Genomic DNA, 16,722 nt, shown 5'->3' with positions numbered 1-16,722 from the left:
GATCAGCCTGGAGCCGTGCAAATGCCTGCAAAGCTTTCCGTCAATCTCAATGCGATCGCCATGCTGCGCAACCGGCGCGACCTGCCGTGGCCAAGCGTGACGGGGCTCGGACGCATCGCCCTTGCCGCCGGCGCGCATGGGCTCACGGTGCACCCGCGACCCGACGAGCGGCACACCAGGCATTCCGATCTGCCTGAGATCAGGGCGCTGATCGACGACGAGTTCCCGAATGCGGAATTCAACATCGAGGGCTATCCGACCGAGGAGTTCCTGGCGCTTGTGGAAAAGCATCAGCCCGAGCAGGTGACGCTGGTGCCCGACGACCCGGCGCAGGCGACTTCCGACCATGGCTGGAACTTCGCCGCCGAGGCTGCGTTCCTGACACCGGTCGTCAAGCGCCTGAAGAAGGGAGGCTTTCGCGTGTCGCTGTTTTCGGATCCGGATCCCGCTGGCGTGAACGCCGCTCGCGACACCGGCGCCGATCGGATCGAACTCTATACGGGTCCATACGGCAGCTATCATTCCGATTCGGCAAAAGCGGCGAAGGAATTGGAGAAATTGGGAAAGACGGCGGATGCCGCATTGGCGGCAGGGCTCCAGGTCAACGCCGGGCACGACCTTGTGGTGAGCAATTTGCCGGCGCTGGCCAGGCGCATCCCGGCATTGGCCGAAGTGTCGATCGGACATGGGTTGACAGCCGATGCGTTGGAGTATGGCATGGCCGCAACGGTCAGGCGGTTTCTGAAGGCTTGTGGCTGGTAGAGAAAGGCGAGCCGATAGGCCATGCGTTCCGGGCACGGCAGCGCGTCCTTTCCATCCCGCAGCGTCGAGCGCCGCACGTCTATGGGAGTGTCGTCCATGGCTCTTGCCCACGCCGGTAGCGAGGCAGAACCCATCGAACAATCCAGCCACTCCAAGGCCGAGCAGCACAGCACCAGAGTTTTGATGCTGGGCGCGTTGGGCGTGGTTTACGGCGATATCGGCACGAGCCCAATCTACGCGTTTCGGGAAGCGCTGCACGCATCGTCGGGACCGGTAGCGCGCAACGACGTCCTTGGCGTGCTGTCGCTTATCGTCTGGGCGCTGACGATCATCGTCACGATAAAGTACGTCGCTTTCGTGCTCAGAGCCGACAACAAGGGTGAGGGCGGCACGCTGTCGCTGATGGCGCTTGCGCGCAACGCTTATCCAAAGGGAGCCCGGTTCATTCTGGGGATCGGACTTTGCGGCGCGGCGCTGTTTTTCGGCGACGCCATCATAACGCCGGCCATCTCCGTGCTTTCGGCGGTCGAGGGCCTGGAAGTGGTGACCCCGACGCTGGAAACTTATGTTGTTCCGATCACGCTGATCATCCTGGCAATGCTTTTTGCCGTGCAACGCTTTGGCACCGGCAGGGTGGCGGCCGTGTTCGGACCGGTGACGGCAGCGTGGTTCCTGGCGATCGGTGCCGCCGGGGTCTACCATCTGCTGGACGACCCGTCGGTCCTGCTGGCGATCAATCCCTATTACGCGGTCGCTTATCTGGCCAATACGCCCACCGGTGCGTTCGTCACGGTCGGGGCTGTGTTCCTGGCGGTCACCGGGGCCGAAGCCCTTTATGTCGATCTCGGCCATTTCGGCCGCAGGCCGATCGTGCTGGCGTGGTTCTCCGTGGTGTTCCCTTGTCTGCTCCTCAACTATTTCGGACAAGGCGCGTTCGTCCTGGCCAACGGCGGCAAACCCACCAATCCATTCTTCCAGATGCTGCCGGATTGGGCGCTAATGCCCATGGTTGGGCTGGCCACGGCAGCGACGGTGATCGCCAGCCAGGCGGTGATCTCCGGCGCTTTCTCGCTGACGCGGCAGGCGGTGCAGCTCAATCTGCTGCCACGTATCGAGGTGCAGCATACTTCCGAGATGCAATCCGGCCAGATCTACATGCCGCGGGTCAATCTGGTGGTCGCGCTCGGCGTGATGCTGCTGGTGGTCGGCTTTGGCAGTTCGAGTTCGCTGGCTTCCGCCTATGGCATTTCGGTGACTGGCGAAATGCTGATGACAACCATCCTGTTGTTTGTGGTGATGCGGTTCCGGTGGAAATGGCAGCTTGCACTGGCAGCCGCGCTCACACTGCTGTTCGGCACGATCGATACTGGATTTTTCCTCGCAAACGTCGTCAAGATCCTCGAAGGCGGGTGGGTGTCGATCACGGTCGCCTGCGGCATGGGGCTGATCATGTCCACATGGATACGCGGCACCCGCTATTTGTTCGACAAGACGCGCCGGAACGAGATCCCGCTGGATTTCCTCGCCGGCAATCTGCTGAAGAAGAAGCCGCATCTGGTGTCGGGCACCGCGGTGTTCCTGACGAGCGATCCGCTGAGCGCGCCGACCGCGCTGATGCACAGCCTGAAGCACTACAAGGTGCTGCACGAGCAGAACGTCATCCTTTCGGTGGTGACGGCACCGCAGCCGGTTGTGCCCGACAGCGAGCGCGTCAAGATGGAAATGGTCAACGAGCTGTTCATGCGGGTGACGCTGACCTTCGGCTACATGGAGCAGCCCAACATCCCGCGTGCGCTGGCGATCTGCCGCAAACAGGGCTGGAAGTTCGACATCATGACGACGTCCTTCTTCCTGTCGCGGCGCTCGCTCAAGGCCTCGCCCAATTCCGGCATGCCGGTCTGGCAGGACAAGCTGTTCATCGGGCTGGCGCGCTCGGCGGCCGATGCAACGGAATATTTCCAGATCCCGACCGGACGCGTCGTCGAGATCGGGACGCAGGTGGCTATTTAAAAACGTGTCCGTTGCGACATTCCAGGTGGTCTGCCGATCGGACTGAGTCTGCCAAGTCGTGGAGAGCTCGCAATATCGGGACGGAGCCATTACGTGACGGCACTTGATATTGCAGCGCAGCAAGCGTAGAGCACCGCCCGCTTACCGGAGTGTCGTCCATGGCCCTTACCAATGCTGGTAACGAGGCAGAACCTGTCGAACAATCCAGCCATTCTGAGGTCGAGCAGCACAGCACCAAGGTGCTGATGCTGGGCGCGCTCGGCGTGGTTTACGGCGATATCGGTACCAGCCCGATCTATGCATTTCGCGAGGCGTTGCACGCATCGGCCGGTGGCAACGTCGCCAACCGTGGCGACATCCTTGGCGTGTTGTCGCTGATCATCTGGTCGCTGACGATCACCGTCACCATCAAATACATCATGTTCGTGCTCCGCGCCGACAATCGAGGCGAGGGCGGGGTGCTGTCGCTGATGGCGCTGGCGCGCAACAGTTTCCCGACCCGCTCGGCGGTGATCCTCGGCATCGGCATCGTCGGCGCGGCGCTTTTTTTCGGCGACGCAGTCATTACGCCGGCGATCTCGGTGCTATCGGCGGTCGAAGGTATGAACGTCGTCACGCCGACATTCCAGCCCTATGTGGTGCCACTGACACTGGCCATCTTGGCGATCCTGTTTGCGGTACAGCGATTCGGCACCGGCGGCGTAGGTTTGGTGTTCGGGCCAGTCACCGCGCTGTGGTTCCTGGCCATCGGCCTTTCCGGCATTAACCACATCATCGCCGATCCGGAAATCCTGCTGGCGATCAGCCCGCATTACATCGTGTCGTTCCTGGTCAACTCGCCCGATGTCGCCTTCGTCACGGTTGGTGCGGTCTTCCTCGCCGTCACCGGCGCCGAGGCGCTCTATGCCGACCTCGGCCATTTCGGCCGCAAGCCGATCGTACTCGCCTGGCTGGCAATCGTGTTTCCTTGTCTGTTGCTCAACTATGTCGGGCAAGGCGCCTTCGTGCTGGCAAATGGCGGCGTTGTCGGTCATCCATTCTTCGAGATGAACCAGGGCTGGACGCTTATTCCGATGGTCGTGCTGGCGACGGCGGCGACCGTCATCGCCAGCCAGGCGGTGATCTCCGGCGCTTTTTCGCTGACCAGACAGGCGGTGCAGCTCAATATGCTGCCGCGTTTCGTTATCCAGCATACGTCGGAAAAACAGTCGGGCCAGATCTATCTGCCGCGCATCAACCTGATGCTGGCGCTGGTGGTGATGTTGCTGGTGGTCGGCTTCGGCGAATCCAGCCGCCTGGCCTCGGCCTACGGCATTTCGGTGACCGGCAACATGCTGGTGACGAATGTGCTGCTTTTTGTTGTGATGACGCGCATCTGGAAATGGCCGCTCGGCGTCGCGATCGCCTTGATGGCCGTGTTCGCCTTCGTCGATACCGGCTTCTTTGCCGCCAACATAGTCAAGGTGTTTGAAGGTGGCTGGGCATCGCTTGCCATCGCCGCAGTTATCGTGATGACTATGTGGACCTGGATCCGCGGCAGCCGCTATTTGTTCGACAAGACGCGCCGGAACGAGATCCCGCTGGATTTCCTCGCCGGCAATCTGCTGAAGAAGAAGCCGCATCTGGTGTCGGGCACCGCGGTGTTCCTGACCAGCGACCCGCTGAGCGCGCCGACGGCGCTGATGCACAGCCTCAAGCACTACAAGGTGCTGCACGAGCAGAACGTCATCCTTTCGGTGGTGACGGCACCGCAGCCTGTCGTGCCCGACAGCGAGCGCGTCAAGATGGAAATGGTCAACGAGCTGTTCATGCGGGTGACGCTGACCTTCGGCTATATGGAGCAGCCCAACATCCCGCGTGCGCTGGCGATCTGCCGCAAACAGGGCTGGAAGTTCGACATCATGACGACGTCCTTCTTCCTGTCGCGGCGCTCGCTCAAGGCCTCGCCCAATTCCGGCATGCCGGTCTGGCAGGACAAGCTATTCATCGGGCTGGCGCGCACGGCGGCCGATGCGACGGAATATTTCCAGATCCCGACCGGACGGGTGGTCGAGATCGGGACGCAGGTGGCTATCTGAACAAATGGCCGTGCCCTTTGAGGGCACGGCCATTGTGAGGCTCAGCTCACCAGAGCCGCCTTGTTTGCTTCAAGAAATTGCTTCAGCGGCTGCGGCTTCCTGCCAGACAGCGTCTCGACCGCGTCGGTCACCATGCCGATCCGGCCGGAGCGCGTGTTGGTGTCGAAGGAAACGATGACCGGGGCGAAACCGTCGGGGACGCCGGCTGCCTTCAATCCCCCGGTCAGCGCTTCGTCCGAAAGCTGGACGACCTCGATCGGCTTGCCGGTAACTTCGGTGACGAGGGCCGCGATTTCAGCCACCGTATAGGCCTGCGGACCCGTCAGCGTGTATGTCGTGCTTTCGGTTGCACTCGAAGCGAGGCCGGCGGCGATTGCCGCGGCCATATCGTCGCGCGCGCCGTGGGCAATGCGGCCGTCTCCAGCGGATGTGTACCAGTGCCCCGAGGCGATGGCATGCGGCAGCGCCATGAACAGGTTCTCCTGGTACCAGCCGTTGCGGAAGATGGTGTAGGGGATACCGCTCGCCTTGATCGCCTGCTCGGTGCCGTGGTGATCGGGCGCAAACAGTACCGGCGATGCTGGCTCCGGATTGGGCATCGACGTGTAGAGCAGATGCGAAACGCCGGCGCTTTTTGCGGCGGCGACCGCGGCCTCATGTTGTTTCAGGCGCTTGCCCGGAACGCCGAGCTCGTTTGTCGAAATGATCAGAACCCTGTCCGCGCCGGTAAATGCACTGGCCAACGACGCGGTGTCGTCGAAGTCGACTGCCCGGATGGTGACGCCTCGGGCTGCCAGATCGGCCAGATTTTCCGGATTACGGGTGGCGCCGATGATGCGCTGAGGGGAGACCTTGAGCGTGTCAAGCAGATGATTGATCACGCCGCGGCCAAGCTGGCCGGAGGCGCCGGTGACGAGAAGGGTGTCGGTCATGAGATGTCCTGACGTTGCGCCGGAGCGGCGGGTGCATATATTAGTCTCAAAAAGAGACCAGCACTAAAATAGGAATTGACCCATCCTCGTAAAGAAGGCAGTTTTGCGGGAGGTAGGCACACCCAGGGAACCAGCCATGGACGGCAAGATCGTCAATCTGAGATCGAAGCTCGAGATATACAAAGCAGGCAGCGGTGGCGGAAACCTTGCGGATTGCCCGGTTCGCGACGTGATCCAGGGCATAAGCAATAAATGGAGTTCACTGTTGATGGAGGCCTTGGCCGAGAAGCCGTACCGCTTCGGCGAATTGCGGCGGCTGGTGCCCGATATTTCACAGCGCATGCTCACCCAGACGCTGCACGATCTGCAGCGCGACGGCTATGTGCATCGCCAGGTGTTTCCGACCAAACCGCCGAGCGTCGAATACAGCCTCACCGATCTCGGGCGCTCGATGTTTGGACCCTTGCATCAGCTGATCCAATGGGCCGAGCTCAATCACGGCGCTGTACGCGAGGCGCGGAAGGTTTTCGATGCTGCCGAAGGCTGAGCCTCCAGGCCGGGACGGCGGCTTGATTTAGCAGCAGCGCTGAAGGATTGTCCGGCCTGGGTTGGGGCGGGCAGATGGGCAATTCTCTGGACATCGCGATTGCCGGCGCCGGGCCGGCTGGACTTGCCGCCGCGCTCTATCTCACGCGCGCCGGACATAGGGTCACCATCTTCGAGCGCTTCGACCAGCCACAACCGGTCGGGTCCGGGCTGATCCTGCAGCCGACCGGGCTGACGGTGCTTGCCGATCTCGGCCTGCTCGATGACATTCTGGCGCTGGGCAGCCGCATAGACCGCCTGCATGGTGCAGATGCCAAGACCGGCCGCACAGTGCTCGACGTCCGCTACGATGCCCGGAGTGGCGGCCGCTTCGGGCTGGCGGTGCACCGCGCGGCTCTGTTCGGCGTGCTTTTCCGCGCCGCCCGGCGCCAGGCGCTCACCATTGAGACAGGTATCGAGCTCGAGACGCTGGAAACCGGCGAGCGGGCAACATTGATCTGCGGCAACGGACAACGGATAGGGTCGTTCGACCTGGTAGTGGATGCCAGCGGTTCGCGCTCCAAACTGCGGCGGTGCGTGAACAATCCGGGCGAACCGCGATCGCTCGCCTATGGCGCGTTCTGGGCATCGCTTGGCTGGCGCGGCGAGGGTTTCGACGAGCACGCGCTGCTGCAGCGCTACGACAGCGCGAGCGTGATGATCGGCGTGCTGCCAATCGGCCGGCCCGAGCCGGATGCCCAGAAGATGGCGGCATTCTTCTGGAGCCTCAAGCCGGCGGATGCCGAGCGCGTCTGGGCGGCAGGTCTCGAGGCATGGAAGGCGAGATTGGTCGGGCTGTGGCCTGAATGCGCGGCCTTCATCGACCAGATCGACAGTTTCGAGCAGCTCTCGCTGGCGCGCTATGGCCATCACACGATGAAGACGCCAGCCGGACGGCGATTGGCCGTTATCGGCGACGCGGCCCATTCGACAAGCCCGCAGCTCGGGCAGGGCGCGAACATGGCGCTGCTCGATGCAGCCGCGCTCAACTACGCGCTCATAGGAACGGACCGTATCGATACTGCGCTGGAAGCTTACGTTCGGGCGCGGCGATGGCATGTGCGGGTCTTCCAGACGCTGTCGCTGGTGCTGACGCCGTTTTATCAATCGGATTCGATTGTGATGCCGTTCGTCCGCGACAGGCTGGTGGCGACGCTGGCAAAAGTCCCGCCGGCGCCGCAGTTTCTTGCTTCCATGGTTACAGGAACGGTGCCCAATCCATTCAAGCCGATAGGGCTTGCGGAAGCGCTGTGGCCGGATCGCCTTGGCGGATGATTTCCGAAAGGTGCGAACCCTTAGCCTGCAAGAATGCATGGAGGCGTTGCGGATGATCGGGAGCGACCGCGCCCTTCACGGATGGGCGTTTGCGCAACGCCTCGCGCCACACCTGGACATGCGGCTTTCCGTCCAGGATGCCGAAATCGCCGATCCGGTCGAAGACGTCGAAATAGCGAAAAATCGGGCCGTAGACCGCGTCGACCAGTGAAAAGCGCTCGCCGTCGAAGCATGGCCCAGCCGCGCCGTTCGCCAGTTCCACTCCCAGGCGATCGAACATTGCTGCCAGAGCCCCGCGTTCGGCGATGAAGGCGGCTTCGGTGAGAGCTGAATAGAAGCGGCCGATGGCATTGAGGATTGCCGAGCCGAACTCGATCCAGGCGCGATGCCGGGCACGGGCGTAGGGGTCGGTGGGATGCAGCGGATTGGGCTGGGTTTCCTCGAGGAATTCGAGGATGACGAGCGATTCGAAGATCACCGTTTCCTGGCCGTCATGCTCAACGCGGAGCAGCGGCACCTTGCCGAGCGGCGATATCGCCTTGAACCAGGCAGGCTTGTTGGCGAGATCGACCGTGATGCGCTCGAATGGCACGCCCTTTTCGCGAAGCGAAATCGCCGTGCGCTGCACATAGGGGCAAAGATGATGGCTGACGAGAGTGAGCTTGTCGGTCATCTCACTCCCCCCAGACATAGTTCAAAGCACCGTCCTCGACGCGGGTGGAGAGGAACATCAGGCGGGAGCCCTTCGGCGCCGGGCCTTCGAGGCGATCACCGTTCGCCATGTCGAACGAGGCGCCGTGCCACTGGCAGACGAGCTTCCCGTCCTTGCAGTCGAGCGGGCCACCGAAATGCAGGCAGACGTTGGCGGCGGCGCGGATACGCTCGCCGCTGCGGTAGACATGGACCTCGCGGCCGAAAAACGGAGCGATGAGGCTGCCTGTTTCCGGAATGTCGGCGATCTTGCAGATTTCATGCTTCATCGGAATTGCCTCTCGTGATTGATGCGATTGCATCTATATAGATGCATTTGCATCGATCGTCAAGCTTGATGCAATTGCATCTATCGCCTACGATGCAATCATGACCGGGATTCCTTCACCTCCAGCCATCAAGGCCTGGGCCCGCCTGATGCGGGTTTCGCGCCAGTTGTTGGAAAGAGCCGAGGACGCGCTGAAGGACAGTGGCCTGCCGCCGCTTGCCTGGTACGACATCCTGCACGAGCTTGCCGAGGCGGGCGAGGGCGGATTGCGGCCGTTCCAACTCACCGAGCGCACCCTGTTTGCGCAGTACAACATCTCCCGGCTGCTGGCGCGGCTCGAAGCCGACGGGCAGGTCGAGAAGCTTCCAGTTGCCGATGACGGCCGCGGGCAAACAGTCCGCGTCACAGACAAGGGACGCGAGACGCGCCGCCGCATGTGGGCTGTCTACGGCCGGTCGATCGCGGAGTTGGTCGGCTCCCGGCTTTCCAATGTTGAACTGGACGCGCTGTCAGCTCTGCTTGGGCGCCTGCGAGATCCGCCCGCCCTGGAGTGACACGCCTTCATGACGAAGATGGCGACCGATTGGCGAGGTCAGGCACTGCCCAAGAGGAATGCCAACGTCGCCAGAACGCCAAGCCCGACGCGGACCAGATGCAGATTGCCCCATTTGGCGATCAATGTCCGAGCTTCAGGATTGACGGAGTTCGCGTCCATCGCCTCCAGCAACCTATTTGCCGGCATCATCACCAGCAGCGTCCATGGCCAAGGCAGGATGATCAGCACAGCGCCGGCCAGAAAAGCGAGATTGCCGGTCAGCCACCACGCGACGAGGCCTAGAATACAGGCGATGACGGCGATCGAGGCCTGCATGGCGGCGCCGCGCTTGTAGGAAGGCTGCCATTCCTGCAGCAATGCTTTGTCCTCGAGGCGAAGCCTCGCCGGCTGTTCGGCGACGCTGACGTAGATAGCCGCACCCGCGAACACTGCGGTAACGGTCAACGCAAGCAATCCGGCGAGCATGATCAGTGTCTCCCGTGATGCCCCGCATGGAGCAAGCTACAGAAATAAAGGCTTGCGTCGGGTCGGGCAATACGCCATAAAGCCGAACCGTAACGTACGGTACGCCATCGAGCTCGTATCTGAACTGCGGGTGAGTTCGCGTCCTGAGGAAAAACTGTGTTGCACGCTGTGACCGACATCGAAACCAGCGAGGCGCTGACGGAGCGGCAGAAGGACGTGCTCGACGCCGCCCTTCGCCTGCTGGTCGAAGAGGGCGATCAGTTGACCATGACCGCCGTGGCGCGGCGGGCGAGCTGCTCGAAGGAGACGCTCTACAAATGGTTCGGCGATCGCGACGGGCTGTTGACGGCAACGGTACAATGGCAGGCGTCTAAGGTGCGGGTAGTGCCGGTCGACCGCAAGGGGCTCGACCTCCCTTCGCTGACGGCGAGCCTCGAACGCTTCGCTTCGGACTGGCTCAAGGTAATTTCGAGCGACACCTCGATCGCGCTGAACAGGGTGGCGGTCGGCCATGCTAGTTCGGGGAAGGACGATCTCGGCGCCATCGTGCTGGAGAACGGCCGCTTCGCACTGGCCCGGCGCCTTAAACCGGTGCTGGAGGCAGGCAAGGAAGCTGGTTTCCTCGAGTTTTCCGACGCGGAGACGGCGTTCCGCACCTTTTTCGGGCTGGTCGCCCGCGACGTGCAGATCCGCCTGCTGCTTGGCGACCGGCTGGAATTGACTGATGCGGCGATCGGCGGCGATGCCGTCCGGGCGACGCAGCAGTTTCTCGCTCTTTACGGGGCAAAAACCGGGCCGCAAGGCCTCTGAATTCAAAACGGGAAGGAACAAAAATGCGTGTCTATTACGATCGCGATGCCGATCTCAACCTGATCAAGGGCAAGAATGTCGCCATCATCGGCTATGGCAGCCAAGGCAGGGCGCATGCGCTCAACCTCAAGGATTCCGGCGTCAAGGACATCGCCGTCGGCCTCAAAGCCGGCTCGGCGACCGCCAAGAAGGTCGAGGCCGACGGGCTCAAGGTGATGAGCGTAGCCGATGCCGCCAAGTGGGCCGACCTGATGATGATGGCCACGCCGGACGAGCTGCAGGCCGACATCTACAAATCCGAGATCGCGCCGAACATCCGCGATGGCGCAGCGATCGCCTTTGCCCACGGCCTCAACGTGCATTTTGGCCTGATCGAGCCCAAAGCTTCGGTTGACGTCGTGATGATCGCGCCGAAGGGGCCTGGCCATACGGTGCGCGGCGAATACCAGAAGGGCGGTGGTGTGCCGTGCCTGGTCGCGGTCAACCAGGACGCTTCGGGCAATGCGCTCGACCTGGCGCTCTCCTATGCCTGCGGCGTTGGCGGCGGCCGCTCGGGTATTATCGAGACCAATTTCCGCGAGGAGTGCGAGACCGACCTGTTCGGCGAGCAGGTGGTGCTGTGCGGCGGCCTGGTCGAATTGATCCGCGCCGGCTTCGAGACACTGGTGGAAGCCGGCTACGCGCCGGAAATGGCCTATTTCGAGTGCCTGCACGAGGTCAAATTGATCGTCGACCTGATCTATGAAGGCGGCATTGCCAACATGAACTACTCGATCTCGAACACCGCCGAATGGGGCGAATATGTCTCGGGCCCGCGCATCATCACCGCCGAGACCAAGGCCGAGATGAAGCGCGTGCTGAAGGATATCCAGACCGGCAAGTTCACCTCGGAATGGATGCAGGAATACCGCGCCGGCATGTCGCGCTTCAAGGGCATCCGCCGCAACAACGACAGCCACCAGATCGAGGAAGTCGGCGCCAAGCTGCGCGCGATGATGCCGTGGATTTCGAAGAACAAGCTGGTTGACAAGGCCAAGAACTGAAGGACATCCACGTTCGTTTCGTTACCCGTCCTCGGGCTTCGCCCTGCGGGCGCGTGGGAATTTCCATGAACAAGCTGGTCGACAAGGCCAAGAACTGATCGCAATTTCATTGCCGATCAAGAAAGGCCGGCGGAGCGATCCGCCGGCCTTTTCGCATCAAGATCGTGTGGTTTCCAGGCTTCTGGACAGGCGCACTATCCTCATCACCGTGATATGCCTGTGCGGGGCATGGCACAAAAGTGCCAAGGGGGTGAGAGTTGGAACTCAAATTTCTGTTGATCGGGTTTGCCTGCGCGGTTGCCGGCATGCTCTCCCTCGTCACCTTGCTGAAGTGGTGGGAGGTGAGGGCGGTCAGCCGCTGGTCTCCGACGCCGGGAAAGATCATCTCGTCGCGGGTCGAGGCCCGCGAGGTGACCCGTTCGGGATCCGGTTCGGACAGCAGAGGGTCGACCGAAATCCGCAACTTCCCGGCAATCACCTTCGAATACAAGGTGAACGGCAAGACATTTCGCAGTTCGCACTACAGCGTGCAGGAGAACCTTGGAAACTTTGCCGTGGCGGAAACCCTTGCGAAATTTCCAAACGGGGCCGGCGTAACCGTCTTCTACAATCCGGCCGATCCAGCCAAGGCGGTGATCGAACGCACCATGCCCGACGGCTCCTTCAAGTTCATGGTCCAGCTTTCGGCCGGGCTGGTGGTCGGCGCGCTTGTATTGGTCTTCTCCGTCGGCGGCCTCCTCGAAGCGATCCGGCCGTTTTTGCCCAGGCCGCAGAACCTCGGCGCCGCTGCCCTGCTGCTTTTCATGGGATTATTTGTCCTGCGCATGGGCTTTGCCCAGAAGTCACTTGCGGAACAGGCGGCCAAATGGCCGATCACGGCAGGACGCATCGATGCTTCGGGCCTGCAGAAATTCGAGACCCGCGACAAGTCCGGAGGCGGCTATCGGCCCTGGCGGACAGTCTTCAAATCCCGCGTCGTCTACAGCTATAGCGTCGCCGGCCAGCGCTACGCCGCCGATCGCATCGCGTTCGGCGCAAACGTGACGGCTTCGCTGCCGAGCCTCGTCAGCGGTCGATCGCAGCGCTACCTCCAGGGCGACAAGGTCGAGGTCCACTACGATCCCGACAACCCGGTTGCAGCGGTTCTCGAATGCAGGGTGAGCGGGCTTTGGCTCCTGTGGGTCTGCGCAGTTGGCCTCCTCGGTGGAGCCGCGCTGCTGGTAGGCGTCATCTGAAGCTGCTGTCCTAGGCTGCATATCCAGCGGAAAAAGACGCCTGTCTTCAGCATCTGACAAGAACTCCGCTGTCGAAGCCAGGCCATGTCAATCTCACCGTCGCCCCGTCGACCACAATATGGATGACACGGGAGAACGGCTCTTCGGCCGACGGGTCGGATCCGTAGCATTGGCTGGCCCGAGCCACCCAGCCCGTAGGCGTCTTGAGAAACGATGCGTGTTCGCAGCCGAGAGCAGGGACCGACAGCGCGTCGCGGTACAATGTGTAGACAGTCTGGCGTTGAACATACGCAACGGCGGTACAGTTCGATCTGTCCCCGGACCATGTGCCCACATAGGGTTCCGTGGCAAAGGCGCTGCCGCACGTAAATGTTAAGATCGAAATGAGCATCAAGAGATTTCGCATCATCGATTCTTTCTTTTCGACGCGGCCTTGGGCCATGCTAAAGCATCGATGCTCAAACTTCACAATGATGCTGCTCCAAGGGACTTAAATGATCATCCGCAAAGCAGCAGCTATTTTTCTGAGCATGCTGAGCCTGTTGCAAGCAGCGAACGCAACAGAATGCTCGCTCAGCCATGCGACCTATCGCGAGCCGCGTTCGGGAGCGACGATACAGTTCCGGCCAACCAACAACGAGCCGGCCGCGCTGACGACCGAGGTCTTTTCGTTGATCGTGCCCAATACCGACATTCGTCTGCCGTCGGACATTACCTGGACCAATGGCAAGTACTCCTTTCCTGTGGGCACGATCCGGCACACCTGCACCGACGACGATCGTGAGGCTGGTCTCGAGGACGGCACCGGGCTGTGCAGAGTGTGGGATGGGCAGGTCTATGCGTTCAATGCAGGCGGTGCCGAGCAGTTGAATTCCCGCGAAGCCTCGCCGGCACCGGCAGGGTTGCTGTTGCCTGACTTCGGCGCGATTTTTACCGAATGGCCCGATTTCGCCAAAGCCAATCCCGACGGTTCAGCCTGGGACGCCTTTAGTTTGACGGGTTGTAGCGATGAATAGCAAGAGACTGCCGGCCTGCATGTTCGCCCTGTCGGTCCTTATTGCCATGGCAACCGGCGCTCGTGCCGACCAAAGCAAGCCGTCGCGTCCGCCTGTCGACAAATGCGCTTGGGAACGGCTGGCGGACAGGGATGTCGGGCTGGCTGCCTGGGTGCAGCGTTGCGATTTCGGTTTTCGCCGGATTCATTTCGAGCTTGGCGGCAATGCTCTTGCCATCAAATACAGCGACGGCGGGCCGGCCGATCCTGTCGTCGAAGTCTTCGATATGCTGCCTGGCGAGGCCGCCGATTCTGCGTTGCAGCGCATTTTTACGGAGAAGACCGAGAAAGCCATCAGCACACGTTGCGTGCTCATGCCTTACACCGAAGGGGCGACGCCCGCGCGCATCCTCCGGTATGTTTTCAGTCCCGATGCCGCCTATCGTGAGGAATTGAAGACCGTCGCCAACCCTGACGAGGTCGGCGAACCGCCTTGTGGCGAATGGGGCGAAGCCCCGGACGGCATTCAGTATTTCGAGGTGCAATCACCCGAACTGCGAAAGCTTCTATTCGTTCGCGTCGGCCAGGATGAGCCGCTGTTTGACGAGCAGACACTGCGAGTCCTGCCACCCGGATAGCGCCGGGATCTCAGCCGTAGTGCCAACTGGGCTTTGGTTCGGTACCGGTGAACATCACGCCGATACGATCTTCGCGGCGCCAGCGGACCACGGCCTTGTAGGCAATGCCGTCGGTCGGAACATAGAGCAGGAACTCATCGGGCACGCGCGCGTCGATCGAGACCTTCAATTCGGCGCCGCCGGCGTGCATGTTGCGCAGCGTGCATGTGACCTCGGAATTGCTCACGCCGGTCAGGATCGTCGCGCCCTTCAAGACGCGCTGCCGGTGTTTGTCCCTCTGTTCGTCCTCGGCCATCGCACGCAATCCAGCCATTTTTCGCGTCTCGGGCGTTCTGATCGGGAGGATTATTAGACCTGCCTGATAAAAATAGCGTTATCAGCAGTCGGGACTGGGCGATGTTCGCGGTTCCTGGCTGGAAGAAAAAGGCGCCGCGAAGCACGGCGCCGAATGATGCTTGTTGTCGGCCTGCTTACCTATAGGGCGAGTAGCATTGCTGGCGCGGCCCGTAATAGGGCTGGAAGGTGTTGTCCCAGGCGCGGTACGACCGGTAGCGATTGTAACACCATTGGACATGTGCACTGGAAAGCCGCCCTGCGCGATAATAGCGGCGCGGTGGCGGCGCGTCGTAGTAGTTGTAGCTGTTGTACAGGCTGCCAAGGCCGAGGCCCAGGCCCAAGCCAAGAATCGCGGCACCCGCACCATCATCATAGTAGCCGCCGCGGTAATGGCGGCGATGGTGGCGCCAGCGCCAGCTGTCGTCCCAGCCGCCATTGTCCCAGTGTCTCGAAAAATGACGGCCGCGGAAATTGTGGGACCGCCATCTCCAATCGTCGCCGCCGTGCCATTGCCGAAAGCCGCGATTGCGCCAACGCCAGATCTGCCTGTCATTGCCGCCTGCCCAATCTTCACGAATTTGCACGATGTCGGCAGCGTTGCCCGCCACCGGCAGCAGGGGTTTGGGTATCGGCCCGGCAAGCGACGGGGCCGAGAGGCTGGCGATCAGACCGAGGGCCATCAGCCCGGATCTGACGGAAGATAAAAAGAGCGGTTTCATCGCACTCTCCGAAATTCAGGCCCCACGCCCAGAAACCTCGGGGAAGAGCCTATTGATGGAACTTTCCATCTGAACGGAAGATGAACAAAAAGGTTCCGTCAACCATGGCGAGCGCGCGATCAATCAGAGCCTCCTGGTTTCTGCGCCCTTGTTTTCGGGCGCGCTTGCGGGCAAAGCTCAAAGCCATGTCGCTGCGCCTTGCCACCTTCAACGTCGAAAACCTGATGAACAGGTTTGATTATTCCGGATACCGCAATCAGCTCAACGAAGATCGCACACTGGCGCTTTTCGACATCCAGAGCGAGGCCGAATACAAGATGCTCGAGCAGGCGCGGGCGATCGCGCAGTCCGACGACACGCGCCAGTTGACGGCGCTGGCGATCGCGGCCACCCGCGCCGACATCATCTGCATGCAGGAGGTCGACAATATCGAGGCGCTGAAGGCCTTCGAATATGGCTATCTCTTCAAGATGGTGGGGCAAGGCTATCGGCAGAAATACACCACCGCCGGCAATGATTCGCGCGGCATCGACGTCGCCGTGATGATGCGCAACGAGACCGCGCAGGGCCAGCCAATCGAATTCGTGCGCATGACTAGCTACGCCTATGTCACGTTCGAGCAATTCGGCCTGCACACGGCGGAATTGGCAGCGCTTGGTCACCAGGCCAATGAACGCATCTTCCGACGCGACTGCCTGGAAATCGATCTGACGGTCGCTGGCGCGCCGTTGACGCTGTATCTCGTGCATTTCAAGTCGATGGGCTCGCCCCGTAACGGCCTCGACGGCCGCGAGGCGACAATGCCGCTGCGCATCGCCGAGGCGCAAGCGGTGCGCCGGATCATCGAGGAGCGCTTCGGCAAGGATAATGCCGCCGACAAGCGCTGGGCAATCTGCGGCGACATGAACGACTACCGGCAGCGCGTGAAGATCACTGGCGATGTTTTCGACGGCCATCGCTTCGAGGTGATCGACGAGACCCGGTCCTGCATCGACGTGCTCACTGCCGGCGGTTTTTGCGAAAACGCGGTCGAGCGGCGGCCGGAAATGGACCGCTGGACTTTCTATCACACGCGCGGACCGGAAGAGCGGCATCTCTGCCAGCTCGACTACATCCTTTTATCGAGGGCGCTAGCCAGGCAGAACGCCACCGCCGTTCCCGATATCATCCGTAGCGGACAGCCTTGGCGCACCATATTTCCGGCGGGCCAGGAGGTCGAGCGCTTCCCACGCGCCGGGTGGGACCGGCCGAAAGCATCCGACCATTGCCCAGTAGCAATTGCCCTCGACATGGTGTGAGACAGGC

At 61.7% G+C, this 16,722-nt stretch carries 19 protein-coding genes; 12 read left to right on the top strand and 7 right to left on the bottom strand.

Translation table 11 applies throughout. The features are described from left to right. Positions 1 to 21 precede the first annotated feature (21 nt). The 3 genes from NKI08_RS10465 to NKI08_RS10455 all read left to right on the top strand — a co-directional run bounded on the left by NKI08_RS10465 (position 22) and on the right by NKI08_RS10455 (position 4,850). The gene (locus NKI08_RS10465) at positions 22 to 762 is read left to right on the top strand and encodes a pyridoxine 5'-phosphate synthase (RefSeq protein WP_352471639.1); all 741 of its coding nucleotides are present in this window, start codon (positions 22 to 24) and stop codon (positions 760 to 762) included. Positions 763 to 858: 96 nt separating this feature from the next. Continuing rightward, positions 859 to 2,772, top strand: coding sequence for a potassium transporter Kup (locus tag NKI08_RS10460; RefSeq protein WP_352539580.1), 1,914 nt, complete (start codon positions 859 to 861; stop codon positions 2,770 to 2,772). Between the two features lie 158 nt (positions 2,773 to 2,930). Then, the gene (locus NKI08_RS10455) at positions 2,931 to 4,850 is read left to right on the top strand and encodes a potassium transporter Kup (RefSeq protein WP_352450049.1); all 1,920 of its coding nucleotides are present in this window, start codon (positions 2,931 to 2,933) and stop codon (positions 4,848 to 4,850) included. A gap of 41 nt (positions 4,851 to 4,891) precedes the next feature. On the opposite strand, the gene NKI08_RS10450 is transcribed toward NKI08_RS10455, so the two are convergent. Further along, on the bottom strand, positions 4,892 to 5,782 hold the full coding sequence (locus NKI08_RS10450; RefSeq protein ID WP_352768917.1) for an SDR family oxidoreductase: 891 nt from the start codon (positions 5,780 to 5,782) through the stop codon (positions 4,892 to 4,894). 136 nt (positions 5,783 to 5,918) lie between these two features. Here NKI08_RS10450 and NKI08_RS10445 point away from each other — a divergent pair, with 136 nt between their 5' ends. Then, positions 5,919 to 6,329 (top strand): winged helix-turn-helix transcriptional regulator, encoded by a 411-nt coding sequence (locus tag NKI08_RS10445; RefSeq protein WP_352466906.1) that lies wholly within the window; start codon positions 5,919 to 5,921, stop codon positions 6,327 to 6,329. 74 nt (positions 6,330 to 6,403) lie between these two features. Beyond that, positions 6,404 to 7,642, top strand: a complete 1,239-nt coding sequence (locus NKI08_RS10440; RefSeq protein WP_352768915.1) for an FAD-dependent oxidoreductase — start codon at positions 6,404 to 6,406, stop codon at positions 7,640 to 7,642. On the opposite strand, the gene NKI08_RS10435 is transcribed toward NKI08_RS10440, so the two are convergent. Together NKI08_RS10435 and NKI08_RS10430 are read right to left on the bottom strand one after the other, a co-directional pair. Continuing rightward, positions 7,590 to 8,315 (bottom strand): glutathione S-transferase family protein, encoded by a 726-nt coding sequence (locus tag NKI08_RS10435; RefSeq protein WP_352768912.1) that lies wholly within the window; start codon positions 8,313 to 8,315, stop codon positions 7,590 to 7,592. The genes NKI08_RS10440 and NKI08_RS10435 overlap by 53 nt on opposite strands. Before the next feature lies 1 nt (position 8,316). Further along, a complete protein-coding gene (locus tag NKI08_RS10430; RefSeq protein WP_352470198.1) occupies positions 8,317 to 8,622 on the bottom strand; it encodes a Rieske (2Fe-2S) protein in 306 nt (101 codons plus the stop codon). 100 nt (positions 8,623 to 8,722) lie between these two features. Here NKI08_RS10430 and NKI08_RS10425 point away from each other — a divergent pair, with 100 nt between their 5' ends. Next, a complete protein-coding gene (locus NKI08_RS10425; protein WP_352539585.1) occupies positions 8,723 to 9,175 on the top strand; it encodes a MarR family winged helix-turn-helix transcriptional regulator in 453 nt (150 codons plus the stop codon). 38 nt (positions 9,176 to 9,213) lie between these two features. Here the strand turns inward: NKI08_RS10425 and NKI08_RS10420 are convergent, their stop codons facing one another. Then, positions 9,214 to 9,642 (bottom strand): anthrone oxygenase family protein, encoded by a 429-nt coding sequence (locus NKI08_RS10420; RefSeq protein WP_352768909.1) that lies wholly within the window; start codon positions 9,640 to 9,642, stop codon positions 9,214 to 9,216. 156 nt (positions 9,643 to 9,798) lie between these two features. Between NKI08_RS10420 and NKI08_RS10415 the strand changes: the two genes are divergently transcribed. The 5 genes from NKI08_RS10415 (at position 9,799) to NKI08_RS10395 (ending at position 14,362) form a co-directional block, all read left to right on the top strand. Then, complete coding sequence (locus NKI08_RS10415; protein WP_352539587.1) at positions 9,799 to 10,452, top strand: TetR/AcrR family transcriptional regulator; 654 nt, start codon at positions 9,799 to 9,801, stop codon at positions 10,450 to 10,452. A 23-nt stretch (positions 10,453 to 10,475) separates the two neighbouring features. Further along, positions 10,476 to 11,495, top strand: a complete 1,020-nt coding sequence (gene ilvC / locus NKI08_RS10410; protein WP_352768905.1) for a ketol-acid reductoisomerase — start codon at positions 10,476 to 10,478, stop codon at positions 11,493 to 11,495. Between the two features lie 257 nt (positions 11,496 to 11,752). Further along, entirely contained in the window at positions 11,753 to 12,730 is a 978-nt protein-coding gene (locus tag NKI08_RS10405; RefSeq protein ID WP_352768902.1) for a DUF3592 domain-containing protein, read from the top strand. A 494-nt stretch (positions 12,731 to 13,224) separates the two neighbouring features. Continuing rightward, positions 13,225 to 13,746 carry a hypothetical protein gene (locus NKI08_RS10400; protein WP_352767834.1) on the top strand — a complete coding sequence of 174 codons (522 nt, stop codon included), beginning with the start codon at positions 13,225 to 13,227 and terminating at the stop codon, positions 13,744 to 13,746. Further along, entirely contained in the window at positions 13,739 to 14,362 is a 624-nt protein-coding gene (locus NKI08_RS10395) for a hypothetical protein (RefSeq protein WP_352768899.1), read from the top strand. The genes NKI08_RS10400 and NKI08_RS10395 overlap by 8 nt, the downstream gene beginning before the upstream one ends. Before the next feature lie 10 nt (positions 14,363 to 14,372). Here NKI08_RS10395 and NKI08_RS10390 read toward each other — a convergent pair whose 3' ends face one another. The 3 genes from NKI08_RS10390 to NKI08_RS10380 all read right to left on the bottom strand — a co-directional run bounded on the left by NKI08_RS10390 (position 14,373) and on the right by NKI08_RS10380 (position 15,604). Next, on the bottom strand, positions 14,373 to 14,657 hold the full coding sequence (locus NKI08_RS10390) for a PilZ domain-containing protein (RefSeq protein ID WP_352470452.1): 285 nt from the start codon (positions 14,655 to 14,657) through the stop codon (positions 14,373 to 14,375). 175 nt (positions 14,658 to 14,832) lie between these two features. Beyond that, complete coding sequence (locus NKI08_RS10385; RefSeq protein WP_352768897.1) at positions 14,833 to 15,417, bottom strand: BA14K family protein; 585 nt, start codon at positions 15,415 to 15,417, stop codon at positions 14,833 to 14,835. Between the two features lie 49 nt (positions 15,418 to 15,466). After that, positions 15,467 to 15,604, bottom strand: coding sequence for a hypothetical protein (locus NKI08_RS10380; RefSeq protein WP_352768894.1), 138 nt, complete (start codon positions 15,602 to 15,604; stop codon positions 15,467 to 15,469). Between NKI08_RS10380 and NKI08_RS10375 the strand changes: the two genes are divergently transcribed. Continuing rightward, positions 15,603 to 16,715 (top strand): endonuclease/exonuclease/phosphatase family protein, encoded by a 1,113-nt coding sequence (locus NKI08_RS10375; protein ID WP_352768891.1) that lies wholly within the window; start codon positions 15,603 to 15,605, stop codon positions 16,713 to 16,715. The two genes, NKI08_RS10380 and NKI08_RS10375, sit on opposite strands and share 2 nt — an antisense overlap. Positions 16,716 to 16,722: the final 7 nt, after the last annotated feature.

It is taken from the genome of Mesorhizobium sp. M0768 (genome assembly GCF_040320195.1).
Classification (GTDB): Bacteria; Pseudomonadota; Alphaproteobacteria; order Rhizobiales; family Rhizobiaceae; genus Mesorhizobium.
Note: the sequence above shows the minus strand (reverse complement) of the source record. Positions and strands in the feature narration are given on the sequence as shown.